The sequence below is a fragment of the Edaphobacter dinghuensis genome, from assembly GCF_014640335.1.
GTDB lineage: Bacteria > Acidobacteriota > Terriglobia > Terriglobales > Acidobacteriaceae > Edaphobacter > Edaphobacter dinghuensis.
In genome coordinates this window covers 152,664-166,163 of sequence record NZ_BMGT01000004.1, presented here as the reverse complement: position 1 = coordinate 166,163, position 13,500 = coordinate 152,664, and the positions used below count along the sequence as shown (strand labels likewise).

The 13,500-nt window shown below is 54.5% G+C and carries 14 protein-coding genes; all 14 read left to right on the top strand.

The annotated features are described in order from the left end of the window. The first annotated feature begins 604 nt into the window (after nt 1-604). The 14 genes from IEW09_RS17010 (at nt 605) to IEW09_RS16945 (ending at nt 13,499) form a co-directional block, all read left to right on the top strand. Nucleotides 605-1,810, top strand: a complete 1,206-nt coding sequence (locus tag IEW09_RS17010; protein ID WP_188555459.1) for a tyrosine-type recombinase/integrase — start codon at nt 605-607, stop codon at nt 1,808-1,810. 169 nt (nt 1,811-1,979) lie between these two features. Then, nucleotides 1,980-2,237: a helix-turn-helix domain-containing protein gene (locus tag IEW09_RS17005; protein WP_188555458.1), complete on the top strand. Its 258-nt coding sequence runs from the start codon at nt 1,980-1,982 to the stop codon at nt 2,235-2,237. Nucleotides 2,238-2,306: 69 nt separating this feature from the next. Further along, on the top strand, nt 2,307-2,585 hold the full coding sequence (locus IEW09_RS17000; protein WP_188555457.1) for a hypothetical protein: 279 nt from the start codon (nt 2,307-2,309) through the stop codon (nt 2,583-2,585). Beyond that, a complete protein-coding gene (locus tag IEW09_RS16995) occupies nt 2,578-3,498 on the top strand; it encodes an AAA family ATPase (RefSeq protein ID WP_188555456.1) in 921 nt (306 codons plus the stop codon). The genes IEW09_RS17000 and IEW09_RS16995 overlap by 8 nt, the downstream gene beginning before the upstream one ends. Then, on the top strand, nt 3,495-3,968 hold the full coding sequence (locus IEW09_RS16990; protein WP_188555455.1) for a lytic transglycosylase domain-containing protein: 474 nt from the start codon (nt 3,495-3,497) through the stop codon (nt 3,966-3,968). Before IEW09_RS16995 ends, IEW09_RS16990 begins: the two co-directional genes overlap by 4 nt. Nucleotides 3,969-3,974: 6 nt before the next feature. Further along, a complete protein-coding gene (locus IEW09_RS16985) occupies nt 3,975-4,955 on the top strand; it encodes a hypothetical protein (RefSeq protein ID WP_188555454.1) in 981 nt (326 codons plus the stop codon). Next, nucleotides 4,952-6,244 (top strand): hypothetical protein, encoded by a 1,293-nt coding sequence (locus IEW09_RS16980; protein ID WP_188555453.1) that lies wholly within the window; start codon nt 4,952-4,954, stop codon nt 6,242-6,244. The genes IEW09_RS16985 and IEW09_RS16980 overlap by 4 nt, the downstream gene beginning before the upstream one ends. Before the next feature lie 740 nt (nt 6,245-6,984). Further along, complete coding sequence (locus tag IEW09_RS16975; RefSeq protein WP_188555452.1) at nt 6,985-7,419, top strand: hypothetical protein; 435 nt, start codon at nt 6,985-6,987, stop codon at nt 7,417-7,419. 9 nt (nt 7,420-7,428) lie between these two features. Continuing rightward, nucleotides 7,429-8,091: a hypothetical protein gene (locus tag IEW09_RS16970; RefSeq protein WP_188555451.1), complete on the top strand. Its 663-nt coding sequence runs from the start codon at nt 7,429-7,431 to the stop codon at nt 8,089-8,091. 7 nt (nt 8,092-8,098) lie between these two features. After that, entirely contained in the window at nt 8,099-8,548 is a 450-nt protein-coding gene (locus tag IEW09_RS16965; protein ID WP_188555450.1) for a hypothetical protein, read from the top strand. Nucleotides 8,549-8,558: 10 nt separating this feature from the next. Further along, nucleotides 8,559-8,903: a hypothetical protein gene (locus tag IEW09_RS16960; RefSeq protein ID WP_188555449.1), complete on the top strand. Its 345-nt coding sequence runs from the start codon at nt 8,559-8,561 to the stop codon at nt 8,901-8,903. Between the two features lie 196 nt (nt 8,904-9,099). Continuing rightward, a complete protein-coding gene (locus tag IEW09_RS16955) occupies nt 9,100-11,739 on the top strand; it encodes a TraC family protein (RefSeq protein ID WP_188555448.1) in 2,640 nt (879 codons plus the stop codon). Continuing rightward, nucleotides 11,736-12,587, top strand: a complete 852-nt coding sequence (locus IEW09_RS16950; protein ID WP_188555447.1) for a hypothetical protein — start codon at nt 11,736-11,738, stop codon at nt 12,585-12,587. The genes IEW09_RS16955 and IEW09_RS16950 overlap by 4 nt, the downstream gene beginning before the upstream one ends. 12 nt (nt 12,588-12,599) lie before the next feature. Beyond that, complete coding sequence (locus IEW09_RS16945; protein WP_188555446.1) at nt 12,600-13,499, top strand: hypothetical protein; 900 nt, start codon at nt 12,600-12,602, stop codon at nt 13,497-13,499. Nucleotide 13,500 lies beyond the last annotated feature (1 nt).

Here is a 13,500-nt window from a genome sequence, read left to right as displayed (position 1 = left end):
GAAAGTACCGCAGAGAGACGATATATCCCATCCAGGTTTTTCTCTGCCGGCTAAGCTGCATCTCTTCAAGGAAATCGTCTGCTGCAGAACTGATTCGTAGACGAGAGTCGTCTTCAATGGGATTCGAAACGATGAGGCCTGATGCGAGCGCATCCAGTTCTCTTTGCTTGCGAACGCGGCAGTTGTAAGCAGCGGTTGCGTCAGTACCAACCGAAACACGCGTGCGCTTTCCGTCTTCGGTCCAATCGAGGTAGTAGGCGCCCTCGGGATGCTTTTCCTGGCGTCCATCGACCATCACTGAATCGGGCTTGATGCGGCCGTTGGGACCGACAACGACAGGGCAGTAGCGTTTGCCCTCCGGGGTGTCGATACGTTTCGTGATATTCACCTGCATGGGACCTTCCCACGGCAAAGTTCGTATCACTTTTCGTATCACCCCTCCCATACTCGGTCAAAAGTATTGATGGGAAAGAGGTTAGATGGTCGGGGCGGAGGGATTCGAAGGATGCACCCCAATTCCTGAAGGCCTTTTATCATCAACGGATTAGACCGAGTTTTCGAGGGGTGGTACATACCCTGGTGCAGTTCAAGCCAGGAGAAGACCATGGAAGTGACTCTCGTTAAGCGGATCATAACAGCGGATGGGGCAGATCGCTACTGCTCCGTGGTGACCAACAGCAGCGGTCGAATCAAAGCCGATTGGATCATTTACAAGGGCAATCAGGAAAGGCATCCGGAAGGCTCCTATTACCTCGAGTGGTTTGATCGTGGGCGTCGAAAGCGCACTTCGGTTGGCAAAGACGCAACGGTCGCGTTCAACAGCCGAATTCGGAAGCTCAAGGAACTCGAGGCGCGTGCAGAGGGGTTGGAAGTAACAGTTCCCAAAGACGAGCCGAGCCGTGCACAGCTCCGCACGGCGATGATGGATTTTCTCGATGAAATCAAGCTCTCGCGAAAAGACAAAACATGGCGAGGATACAAAATTGCCTTCACTTACTTCCTGCAGTCCTGCGACAAGAAATGCGCGGACGAACTGCAACGGATCGACCTGCTTCGTTTTGCTGTATTTCTCCGCGATAAGAAAAAGCTGTCACCGCGAACAGTTCACAACCGATTCGCCAGCGTTCTGACTTTTCTTGAAAGCCAAGGTGTCCACAAGCTCATCGGCAAGAACGACAAGCCACGCTTCGTGGAAACCGAGGTCGAAATCTATGAGGACAACCAGCTAATCGATCTCTATTCCGTCTGTTCCTTGTATCACCGAATGCTCTATGAGTTCCTTCTGATGACGGGGTTCCGAGAGCAAGAAGCAATGTATGTCACATGGGAGAACATTCGCTTCAGATCGAACATTGTCGAGATGAAGTGGAAGCCCCAATTCGACTGGACGCCAAAGGCATACAAAGAACGTGAGGTTCCCGCACCTAGCGTGCTGTTCAAGGCCCTTGAGATCTATAGGAAGTCTCTTCCTCCAAAGCGGGCGGTTGAAACTGCACTCGTCTTCAGCACCAAGAGTGGGAAGCCCGATACGCATATGATCCGCGCGCTGAAGCGAAATGCCAAGAAGGCGGGTCTGAATCGTGACGACTATTGGCTCCACAAGTTCAGAGCGACATTTGCAACGACTCATCTTCGCGCAGGTGCGGACTTAAAAACCGTGATGTCGTGGATGGGCCAGACAACTCTGGAAAGCATTCTCCGTTATCTTAAGCCTGCCCGGAAGAGCGAGGTCATGCATTTGGTAAATTCGAGCTTTGTCGGCCCGACATTCGATAGTCGTAAGAAGATTGAAGAAGACGAAGCAGCTTAAACCAAACCTGCAATTCCATTCAGCAGAACTCCTAGAGCGCCGACGTGTTACTCCGGCGCTCTTCTTTTTTCTTCCTTCTTAACTTCCCTGACTTGACCGAAATGTCCTTTGGCTTCATGGTCAGTCCGCCGTTCCTTCATGACAGGGGCTCGGCAGAAAGGAGGAATTGATGCTGATCGATCAGATCCTTGAGGAAAAGAAAGGCGCGCTCAAAGCCGACGATGTCGCGCCCATCCTGGCCGTTTCGGTGAAACAGATCTACAAGATGGCTGCCAATGGCGAGATTCCATCCCTACGGATAGCAAGTTCAGTTCGATTCGACCCGCATGACCTTGCTGTCTGGTTGAGAGCGCGGTCAAGTGCCCCGGAAATTGAACCTAATGCGAGAGTTTCGGCCGTCCGCTCTCTCGTCAGGCAGCGGAGCTAAGCAGACACGGCAAATTTGACCGAGTTTTCGATCAGCCCCATGCTTGCACCGCATTCCGAGGAGGACTCCATGCGAGCTCGGACAAAGCTGGCAATTGCTCTCGCGGTTACTGCCGCCGATGTTGTGATTTTGATCGGTTGTGTCGGCACAATCTGGCATGCCTGGGAGCAAGTTCCCGTGGCAGAGGCAACTCTCGCAGCTCTGTTGACCATTTGGCTTGGGTCGCTGGGAGCGATTTGGTGGCACGCTTCCATGGACCTGCGACGCATCCTTCGTAGACTGAATTGCGCCCTTCGACCGGGGCGGGAACTCATCATCGCGGATTCCGGGAGGGACAGCGATGTTTGATTCGCTCGAAGACCTCTCCACCAAACTTGCCGCGACGGGGTATTTCATTGACCCGGTAATGACCAAAGTTGTGTTCCTAGCCGCGAAGCTTCAGAAGCCGCTCATCTTAGAGGGGCCGGCCGGTTCAGGAAAGACGCAGCTAGCCGTCTCAGTCGCCCAGGCTGCAGAAACCCACATAGAGCGGTTGCAGTGCTACGAAGGCATCACCGACAAACAGGCGATTGGAGAGTTCGACCAGGGTCTACAACGACTTTACATGGAGTTCTCTAAAGAACAGGGGCTCGATTGGCATGAAATTACACGGACCCTGAAGGGCCGCGACTTTTTCCGGCCCGGACCGTTGATGCGTGCCTTCGAGTCCGAACGTCCCTGTGTCCTTCTCATCGACGAGCTGGATAAAGTTTCCGAAGCTGTCGAAGCGATGTTGCTCGAACCGTTATCTGCCAACCAGATCTCCACTGGTGAATTGGGTACCACCACTGCCAGAAGTATTCCGTTCGTGGTCATCACGAGCAACGAAGAAAGACGTTTGGGAGACCCGATTCGCCGACGCAGTCTCTACATTCGAGTCGAGCATCCGACACCACAACGTGAAGCTGAGATCATCGCCAGCCGCACCCCAGGTGCGACTTCAGCATTTCACCGCGAAATAGCCGGCATCGCGCTCTCCTTTCGGAACTACTCGCTCGAAAAGCCTCCCTCTGTCTCCGAAATGATCGACGTCGCCAATGCTCTACAGCTTCTCGGCACCGATCACGTGACGCCGGAACTCCGCGACGTTCTCTTGCCTTTCCTGGCCAAAACGGAGAAGGACAGGCGGCACCTTCTGCTGCGAGAGGGATTCAACAGTCTATTGGCCGATGGCGCCAAATATGCCCGGAATATGGAACTTACGGCGGGAGAGCAGACATGAAGCACTCCCTGATGGTCTGTCTTCTCTTGTTTATCTCGTACGCGCACGGGCAGACGAGAGTCTCGTTCCCCGAACAATGTGTCGAACGCTATGCTTCCCATTACCGGGTACCTCCAGAGCTCATCGAAGCCGTGATCGACATCGAGTCGGGCTGGAATCCGTACGCTCGTTCGAGCAAAGGCGCCATGGGTCTTATGCAGCTGATGCCTGCGACAGCGCGCCGTTTCGGCGCGAGCTCCCCATTTGACATTGAGCAGAACATTGCCGCGGGTACTCGCTATGTCACGACCTTAATGTGGGAGTTTCACGGAGATCTGCGGCTCGTTACCGCAGCCTATTACGCGGGTGATCTTTGGGTTGGGAAACGACAACTCGATTATCAAAACCCTGACGTTTTGGCTTATGTGCGCGCGGTGCGCGAACGGTACATCGCTCGAAGATTCCACCAAAGGACCCCAATGAGGAGGTAGCTGCAAATGAGATTACGTTGGATTATCCCCCTGGCGATCATCGCACCGCTCAGTCTGAGGGCCGATGAGATGCCTGTAAAGGCGAAGGTTGAAACACTCGTCATAAACCCGGCAGATGTGACCCCCATTCATCTACGCCCCGGGTTTATCTCCACCATCCGAATGCCCGAGGAAATCAATTCTATTGCGCTGGGAAGTAGAACCGACTTCAGCGCAGACCACAGCGAAGGTGAACCCCTTTATGTGTACGTCAGGCCTGTCACCAAAGAGCCGGCACAATCCAATTTGGTGATCGCCACCAAATCTGGGCTGCATGTCACGCTGGAGCTTATCAGTGACGGTTCCGATCAGTCAGCAAATGTTCAGGCAGTCGACTTCATGATCGAGTACCGGCTTTCGCACAGCTCTCTCATCGCGGAGATCCCCACGCGTGTCAGTTCAAACGATGGGCAGGATGCCGCTGCTCTAAGCTCTCGTGGTGACCGGCATCCCGAAAATCGTGATGGGAAAGTCGATTTGCCTTCGTCAGAAGTGGATATGGAATTTGCGCTTCAACAACGGATCAACCAGCCGGCATGGACAAAGTGGGAGGGTCAGCAAATCGAGACGTCGATTGGAGACATCCGTCAATCGGGCAATCGAACGATCATTGCATTCTCAATTCTCAATCATTCGGAGCAGCCCGTCGAGATTGTTCCACCGCAGGTCCAGATTGCTGGTCACAAGCGACGTAAAAAAAACAAACAAGGCAAAGGTATCATTGCCGATCAACTGGAAATCAGAGACTCCCGCCTAAGTGAGACGAGGCTTGAAGCGGGAGCTCGAGCAGATGGGGTGGTTGTCTTTGATAGACCAAATTTCAAACAGTCATCCGAGAAGCTCCTCCTCCAGGTAGCTCAGGCGAATCAGGTGGACCGGCCCGTCCTGATCCCGCTACCCTTCACCCCTCCTGTCTCCGGACACCCTCAGAAGGACGGTATCGAATGAATCCCAACGACATTGCACAGACTGACGCCACGACTCCGGGGATCTCCGATAATGCTGGCGTTTCGGAACTTCCTCGCCCTCAGCCACCAGCCCCACATGAACAGGAGACAGCCGAAGCTAAGCCTTCCATCGATCCGGTCGAACCAATTCGAGAGGAACCTCCTGGGTCCACTAACTTCATGACCATGGATCGCAAAAAGGCGATCATCCTTGCGGGCGGCCTCGCCGCGGCTGTTCTTTTCTTCTTTCTCACAATGATGATGGGACATGGTTCACACGAACGCACCGCCATGCGGAAACCAGTGAACCCCGCGATCCAGAATGATGCCAGTGGCAAAAACCAGGCCAACGTTGCCCCTGTGATGGACGCTCTGCGAAATGTCGATTCGAAGGACAATGATGGACAACTCAGCGACGACGACATCAAACGTATGCGGTCTCCGGAGACTGGATCAATGTCGGCAAGCGCATCCTCTGAAGCCAACTCGAAGTCGAGTTCTTCGGGGCGCGCAGGCACACTCGCCTCTGTGCCTTCATTTGCAGACACCCAGCAAAAATGGGAAGACCCGCGACCGTACGATCAGAACGAAAAATCCGATCGCTCTCAAACGCAAGAACAAGCAACGATCCGAGAGACGTCATTGGTCTTTGTCCGCGCTTCCGCGCAGACGCCTGCGACGACAAGAAGCGCACAGCAATCGGATATCGAGGAGCCTCTGCTTGAAGTAACACCCGGATCTCGCATCATGGCAAAGCTTCAATTCGCAATTTCCACCGCTGATTCCGCTCCAGTAGTCGCGCAAGTTGAGTACACCTATGCCATCGGCGATCAGATCGTCGTGCCAGCCGGCGCTCTCATCTACGGACACATCGAGCAGGCAGATCGAGTCGGCTATGTATCGGTGAAGTTCGACGAAATTGAAATCGACCACAAGCGTGAGAAGGTGGATGCAATTGGCTTGTCGCTGGATTTGGGGCCAATCAAAGGAAAAGTAACGGGAACAAACGCCGGAAAAAATCTCCTCGTAAGAAGCGTCTCAGGTATCGGATCTACCATGGCGATGGTATTCGGGAACAATACAAGCTCGGCATTTTCGGAAGACGACCTCATTCGTGAAAGACTTGCCGAAAATATTGGAACTGCCGGCGACTCTGAAATCATGAACCTGGCACTCACCAGCAAAGAAGTAGTGACCGTGGACGCCGATACGAAGATCTATGTGGTCTTCACAAAGCATGAGGAGTCCTCGTCTTCCCTTCATAAGGTAGTGTCACGGCCATCCATGTGATTCACCACCTTCTGACTAACAAGCCCTGGCCGCGTGCCAGGGCTTTCTTGTTGCTGCTCACTCCAGAGGGGCATGACAGACACGCTACGCGCTTCCCCAGCCACGGGCATTCGCAAGAGGCGATTGTAGTCCTCCCCTCAAACTTATTCCACTTCAGGTCTGCCAAGCAGCGTCTCGCAATCACACGCAAATTGCATTACGCGGAATGAGTCAAAGCCGTTCCCAAATTACCACTGCACGCTTCGCCTTATAGACTGCCCGAACGCCTCATCCCTTCAGGAGGTGAGAACTCAGACACTGATGTCCCAAATCAGAGAGCAATCATTCGCGATCCATTTCTACCGATTCCGACAGCGAATAACTTCGGCACACATGTCGTTTTGCCCAGAAGAGCAAAACCGGATCCGGATGCATCAACATTCGCTTCGGTTTTTAGGGGCACCCGACAGGTCCTATCGTTGCCTAGAACAGCCGTCAAATGCTTCTCGTGGAGGCACATAAAGATGATGACGAGCATCCTGAAGAAGCAGTGGAACGTTTCTCTGGAGCCCATTCTAGCTTGTCGAGCCTGAACCCGATACAGACGCCGCTTCAATAGAAGTTGAATCACCGATTAGACATAACACTCCTCATTCTCAGCCGCTCCCATGCCTCTACTGCATTTTTGACCGAGTTTGCGATTGGACTCACTTTCTCTTTCGACACGGATGCCACGAGCAGCCGAGTCCAGGAGAAACCGTATGACAATCGCATCCGTTGTCTCGCGCGGCTCAAGTGGGTCCGACGAGACATTCCCCTCCGTTATTCATCGGCCCGAGGAACTCGATTGGCGTCGCATGGCGCTCAAGCTCATGCTCGTCTCGATCCTCCTTGCTTTCTTCATTGCGCCATTGTCCGCGATGGCTCAGAACCTCGGCACATCCCCACAGTTCGGACAGGCCGTCCAGGGGCAACAAGCGACGACCGTCGAGGGAACCGTGCTCAATGTGGTCAATTGGGGCTGCAATGTAATTGCCCCGGTAATCGCCGTTGCTTGCCTCGGCGTCGCGGCTTGGCACTTCCGCAGCGGTCGCGGCTATCTCGGATGGGGCGTCACCGGCGTTGGTCTGATGGTCATCTCCGGCCTCGGTCGCATGGCCGAGGGCTTCATTACACAAGCGCAAGGCATTCAGTGAGGCCCAACGATGCCTGTGCCGCAATTCCTTCTCGACCTTCTTCAGCTGCTTTTTGATCTGGCCGTGCCGGCTGCGTTCTGCACGCTCGCCGCGGCCGGAGTCAGCTTGCGTCACGAAGGGGGCACGAACTTCCAGATCGGTGGGCGAGCAGGCAAATGGATTCTTTGGACCGTGGTGCTGCTCACACTTCCCCAGTTGCTCGCCTGGATTGCGGCACAAGGCATCACGGTTCCTCAGGCCAGCGGTTCAGTAGGAACGAGCTGGCTTGCCAGCATGGAATCGATCTTTAAGAACTTCGTAAGCGACGTCATCGTTGCCCGCCTCGTCCCCGTTGTCGCTGCTTATTTCGTGTTGAAAGCGACGCTCGATGGCGCTGAGGGCCAGAACCCGCTGGGCTCGATCATCGCCGCGCTTTTCCTGCTTTGTATTTCGGCAACGATGCAGCTCTTCCAGGGCTGGAACTCCGGAGATCAATACGCCTTCACCGACATGCTCTCCTCCCTTTGGAACTACATCGCTGGACGAGTTCTGCCGGCGGCGGCCGGACTCGCCTGTGTCGGCGCGGTGATCAATCACGTCCGCCACCGTCCGTGGGGACGCATGATCTTTTCCGCAATTGCGTTTCTCAGCGTTTCTGGCCTGCTCAAGCTGGTGCAGGCGATGGCGGCATGAGGCGCTTATGAATTTCGACACCGCTATCGTGCATTTAGCCTCGTGGCTCGGTAACGTGATGATGCCCACACTCGCCGGCCTGTTTTTCTCCGTCGCGGTTTATCGCTATAGCAAGAGCGCGCCATTTGAGCACATGCTCTACAGCGGCTTCGGTTCGCTGATGGTCTCAGGAATGCTGCGCGCACTTGAGGGCTTCGTGCAGAATGCCGGACCGACAAGTGCGGACGCTTACTGGACGGCTGTCATGTCGCTGGTTAACTGGACGGCGAACGTGATCCTCCCCGTCTTTGCGCTCACCCAGCTAGCAGCGATGGTCCTTTCTATGGGCGGTGTTTTGTCTGAAATCTATCCCGGATCCACCTGGATCCGGAAGTTCATAGCAGCTATGGGCGCTTTGATGATCTCCGGGATCGTCCGCTTTGCAGAAGCCATGGTCACACAAGCGCACGGAATCTGAAGGAGTTTCTATGAGTCTCGATATCACCCCGGTACACCGCAACCTGCATACGAAAGTGCAATTCCTTGGGCTGGAATTCGAAGATCTGATTCTTGTCCTTGCGCTGGCAGCAATCATGAACCTGTTAGCGCAGTTCGTGAGCAAGACGGCACACGTCTTCGGCATTCCACTCAACCTTTTCATGGAGTTTGGAGTTCCCGTATTAATCGTGCCGTTTCTCATTGCCTTCAAATACGGGCGACCTCGCGGTTACCTGAGAGACCTCCTGGCATCGTTCTTCTCTCCGAAGGCGTGGAGCGCAGTTGAACGAGATTCAGAGTTGATGCAGCCTTACATCCGCGATGAGGAGAACTAGCTACGATGCAAGCGACCTTGCAGACATATCGAGACGGCACACTCACCCTTCGAATGGACCAAGCTGCGGCTCAGGCAGTATTCGCGAGTATTCTCTTCGCTTCGAAATTCCATGACGGTATAGCACCGCTCACTGCAGTCGCCAAAAGCGGAATGGCTTCGATTGATTCAGACGAGAAAGGCCTCCAGCCATGCCAATGACCTATGCAGAGTACGAAAAGAGACAGAAAGTTCCAGCCGTATGTGAGCTGCTGCCACTTCGCGACCTTCCTCGGCGCGACAACATTATGGTCCGTACGAACGGCGCATTTGTTGCCGGCTATGAGTTGCGCGGTATCCTCTCCTACTTTGCGACTGATATGGAGCGGAATGAGGCCAAAGAACGGATCGAAGCGCTATTCCGTAGTCTTCCCGACGTCAGTATGCGTCTGCAATTTCGTTACGAAATCTCTGAGCATTTAGGGAACTTGCTCGAGCGCTACGCCGAGCAGCACCGCTCCGACCACACGATAGTCAGTGCGCTCGATGAATATCGTCTCTCAATGTGGAGCGAGAAGGAGAAGAGCGGATTCTATTTCGATAACCGACTTCACGTCTACGTCATATGGGATCCCAAGGTTCATGCCAAGCTCTATCACCCAACGCAGAAGCGTGAGTCTTCTAGCTTCACTCTGAGTCAGAAGAAGGCAATTCAACGAACCCGTCACGAGCACGAAACCTACGTTGCCGAATTCGAATCACTTTTGCGAGGCGTGGAAAGCGGGATGGAGGCGTCAGGCCTTGGTCCTCGTAGGCTCACACGGCAGGAGCTGTTCGATGAAGTGAAGCATGCCCAAAACCCGAGCAGGCGGGATTCGCGGCCGTATATCCAGGCGGAAGACTGGCTGCGCTATCGGAGCGCCCGTGAACAGGCATCGGAAGCCAGCATTCGGCGCGAAACGGATACCTACCTGAATGTTGACGGCTACCTCTACTCGATTCTTACCCTCAAAGAGCTTCCAGACGCGACGCTGCCCGGAATGCTGCAACGATTATCTACGCTGGGGTTTCCCGTTGTCGCAACCGGACAGGTTGTCATTCCGAATCAGGTGAAGGTGCTCAAGGCATACAAAAAGCGGATGCAGAAGATGGTTGCCGCGCAAAAAGATGCGGAGGGCAATTTCAAATTCAATGCCGAGGCCGAGGTTTCTCAGGCGCAACTTCTTCAAGTACAGCGTGACCTCATTTCGAGCTCGTTAAAGACTGCCTCCGTTTCGGTTGCTGTTGTTGTTCGTACCTCTCGTCAGGAAATCACTTCTGCGGATCGTGAACTCTGCGAACGTGAGTTAAACAACCGTGTCGAAGAAACGCTAACAGCATTCACTCAGATGAACGGAGCGAAAGCCCAACTTGAGACCCTCGCCAAACGGAGAATCTTCCTGGGAACACTCCCCGGCATGGCCGAGGCGGACAAGCGTGATCAGGATGTGCTTACGCCGAACGCCGCCGATCTTGTTCCCCTAGAGATGCCTTGGCGCGGCACGCGCAGGAGTCCACTCATTCTGTTTGAGACTCCTTATCGGCAACTGATCCCGTATTCGATGTTCGATCCTGAACTGCCAGATGCGAACGGCGTCCTCATGGCAACTACGGGCGGTGGAAAGACCCTTTTAGCCCAACAGCTTCTCCTCATGGCAGCACGCAGCGGGGCCCTGATCTCGATTATCGAGAGTGGCGATTCCTATCGCCCACTCATCGAGTTGATGGGGAGCAGGATGATTGAGGTCTCTCTAGACAGCGACGCCACGATCAATCCATGGGACCTTCCCAACGGCGAGATGTCGCCTTCGAATGATCAGCTCGCCTACCTGAAGAATCTGAGCCGACACATGCTAGGCGAAAATACGCCGCCTGATCTCGACATCGATCTTCTCGACAGCATTCTTCTCGATGCCATCTCCTCCACATACAAGCGCTGCAGCGCAAAGGCTTCGAACCCAATTCCTTTATTTGGAGACTTCGTCGCGGAACTGGCCCACTGGCAGGATCGCGATCGCAATCAGAAGATCAACGAAATGGCCCGGCTCGCGGCGACCAAGTTGAGGGTGTGGGTGGATGAAGGCCCATACGCACGCCTCTTTGACCGGCCAACGACCGTCCCGCTCGACACCACCTGGCTGTACTTCAACATAGAAAAACTCAAAGCGGATCCGCGGCTCGAAGGGGCGATGAGTCTACAGATCGCCCACGCAGCGATCCACCGGACATCAGGCAAAACTGGCCGGCCAAGCATCAGCATGATGGACGAGTGCAAGATCATCCTCGACACCCCATTACTGGCCCAACAGGTTGAACGCGATTTTCTCACTGCCCGCAAACGTTATGCGAGTGTCTGGGCTATTGGCCAGATCCCTGAACAGTTCGTCGGCACTCACCAGAAACCCAATCCTCACGGGATCGGCATCATCAAGAACGCAAGCACCAAGATTATTGGCAAACAGCGCGGTGACATGAGCGCGCACCGTGAGCATTTGAATCTAAATGAAACCGCCATCAACCAGATCAGGGCTTTTGCCCATCCCCGCAAAGGGCATAGTGCCGAGTTCCTGATCTCAATTGGCGAGCAGGCCGAATCGACCCATGTCATCCGCATCGTTCCCACTCCAGTCGATTATTGGATTACGACGACCTACCCGCGTGAGCGTACCTACCGCAAGTGGTGGTTGAGGCGGCACGAGGACATGCCCCTGTTGTCCGCCTATGAAGCACTTGCTCGGAAATTCCCTCGCGGCTTGGCCGATTTTGCTCCCCTTGAGGAAGAACGCTCAGGAGAGGTACTGGAGGCGTTGACCCAATGATTCACGACACCGATCCAAACCTCAGTCCGATTCTGGCGCCTGTGAGCCTTGATCCAAATGATCTTGGCGAATCAAAGCCGCGACGCTTCGCGCGAGCCCGAAAGATTCTATGGGCCGGCGGCATTTTCTTCGTGCTGTACCTTGCGTTCCCTCATGAAGCTCAAGCCCAGTTCGGCGATATCTTCAGCGCAATATTCAGCACGATCCAGAGCGATATGGGTGCTTCACTGAAAGCCATCAATCAGATGACACAAGAGCTTCAGCAACTCCATCAGGAGATTGTTTGGCCGCTGGGCATGTTGAACTCCGCGCGTGGTTTCGTGTCGAACTCTATCACGACGTACCGCAGCTATATGACGCAGATCTTCACCCTGTCTTCCCCGAGCGCAACACTGCCGAATCCACAACAGTTGGAGACAATCCTGCACAGCCGGACCAGCACACAGATTCCGGCTTTGCAGTCCAGCTACATCACGAACTACGGCACGATACCGCTGTCAACCCAGGCGTCGTCGCAGGACCGTCTGATGATGGACATGGATGACGCTCTGGCGCAGCAGAACCTCAAGACGACGCTGATCGCGGACCAGGGACAAGATGTGATCCTCGCAACGGCCAACCAGATGGAGAATCAGGTTGCCGTCAGCACACCCGGATCGAACCCGTTTCTTACAGCTCAGGCACAGGTAGCGAATCTCCGTTGTCAGGCATACATGCAAAAGATGCTGGCTGCCGAACTGCGGCAGGAAGCGGGCCGCATTGCCCATGACAATGTGCTCACAAAGCGGCGTGCCGCATCAACCGCAAGCCTAAGCCAATCTGTTTCAGGATCGCTGACCCAGCCGTAACGGAGAGTTGCTATGACAGACCTCAAGCGCATCACCGATAAAATCCGCAAGCCCCTGTTCTGGAGGAAGGCCGTTCCCCAAGCCTCCAAAGATGCAGCCTCGATGAACGTGGCGGAAGCCAAAAAGCCGCGCAACTGGTACTCGCCAAGCCTGCTTAAGCTTACAGTCCTCTGTCTCTGTGCCTGTCTCTTTGTTCCGAAGGCTGCTCATGGCCAGTTTGGAATCGATCTTGCCGCGATTCTTGCTGCACTTTCCAAGGTCGAGTCGTTGATGACTACCTACGTAGCTGCTCCGCTTAAGACGATCAATCAAACCCAGCAGACTATCGGCAGCTATGAAAAGGAGGTCATGTATCCGATCACCGCCATCAATCAAGCAAAGAGTGCCGTGACTCAGTTCGAGAGCCAATTCAGCCAGATTTCGAACATGTTTAACGTAAAAGTTTCGAGTGCAACACTGCCGCAATCTCAAAGCCTCGAATCTCTAATTCTTTCCCGCAACACCAGCAATGTCCCATCCATATCGACGCAGTATCAGAGTGTCTACGGAGTGGTGATGGCGCAGAATGCTGCATCCGCCAATGTGCGGAACATGACGGATATGACGGATGCACAAGCACAGGATGCGATGAAGCGAGCGATCGCAATCGATGCTCTTGCAGACACGGAGCTGGCTCAGGCTGACAAACTTGGGCAGCAGATTACGGCCGCCGCTCCCGGTAGCGCTCCCATCCTCGAGGCTGAAGCTGACGTCTGGACAGTACGTGCGAATGCGTATACCCAAGCGGCACTCGCGGAGTTAATGCGAACACGCGGAATCGACATTGCCAATCAGAGCAAGCTCGCGAAGCTGGGAGCGACTTACAACACCAATAACAACGGACTTGTAAATGGCGCTTTAACCAGCAGGTAGA

Bases quoted from the DNA above. Each gene is read 5' to 3' on its own strand.
- IEW09_RS17010 (WP_188555459.1), top strand. From the start codon at position 605: ATGGAAGTGACTCTCGTTAAGCGGATCATAACAGCGGATGGGGCAGAT.
- IEW09_RS17005 (WP_188555458.1), top strand. From the start codon at position 1,980: ATGCTGATCGATCAGATCCTTGAGGAAAAGAAAGGCGCGCTCAAAGCC.
- IEW09_RS17000 (WP_188555457.1), top strand. From the start codon at position 2,307: ATGCGAGCTCGGACAAAGCTGGCAATTGCTCTCGCGGTTACTGCCGCC.
- IEW09_RS16995 (WP_188555456.1), top strand. From the start codon at position 2,578: ATGTTTGATTCGCTCGAAGACCTCTCCACCAAACTTGCCGCGACGGGG.
- IEW09_RS16990 (WP_188555455.1), top strand. From the start codon at position 3,495: ATGAAGCACTCCCTGATGGTCTGTCTTCTCTTGTTTATCTCGTACGCG.
- IEW09_RS16985 (WP_188555454.1), top strand. From the start codon at position 3,975: ATGAGATTACGTTGGATTATCCCCCTGGCGATCATCGCACCGCTCAGT.
- IEW09_RS16980 (WP_188555453.1), top strand. From the start codon at position 4,952: ATGAATCCCAACGACATTGCACAGACTGACGCCACGACTCCGGGGATC.
- IEW09_RS16975 (WP_188555452.1), top strand. From the start codon at position 6,985: ATGACAATCGCATCCGTTGTCTCGCGCGGCTCAAGTGGGTCCGACGAG.
- IEW09_RS16970 (WP_188555451.1), top strand. From the start codon at position 7,429: ATGCCTGTGCCGCAATTCCTTCTCGACCTTCTTCAGCTGCTTTTTGAT.
- IEW09_RS16965 (WP_188555450.1), top strand. From the start codon at position 8,099: ATGAATTTCGACACCGCTATCGTGCATTTAGCCTCGTGGCTCGGTAAC.
- IEW09_RS16960 (WP_188555449.1), top strand. From the start codon at position 8,559: ATGAGTCTCGATATCACCCCGGTACACCGCAACCTGCATACGAAAGTG.
- IEW09_RS16955 (WP_188555448.1), top strand. From the start codon at position 9,100: ATGACCTATGCAGAGTACGAAAAGAGACAGAAAGTTCCAGCCGTATGT.
- IEW09_RS16950 (WP_188555447.1), top strand. From the start codon at position 11,736: ATGATTCACGACACCGATCCAAACCTCAGTCCGATTCTGGCGCCTGTG.
- IEW09_RS16945 (WP_188555446.1), top strand. From the start codon at position 12,600: ATGACAGACCTCAAGCGCATCACCGATAAAATCCGCAAGCCCCTGTTC.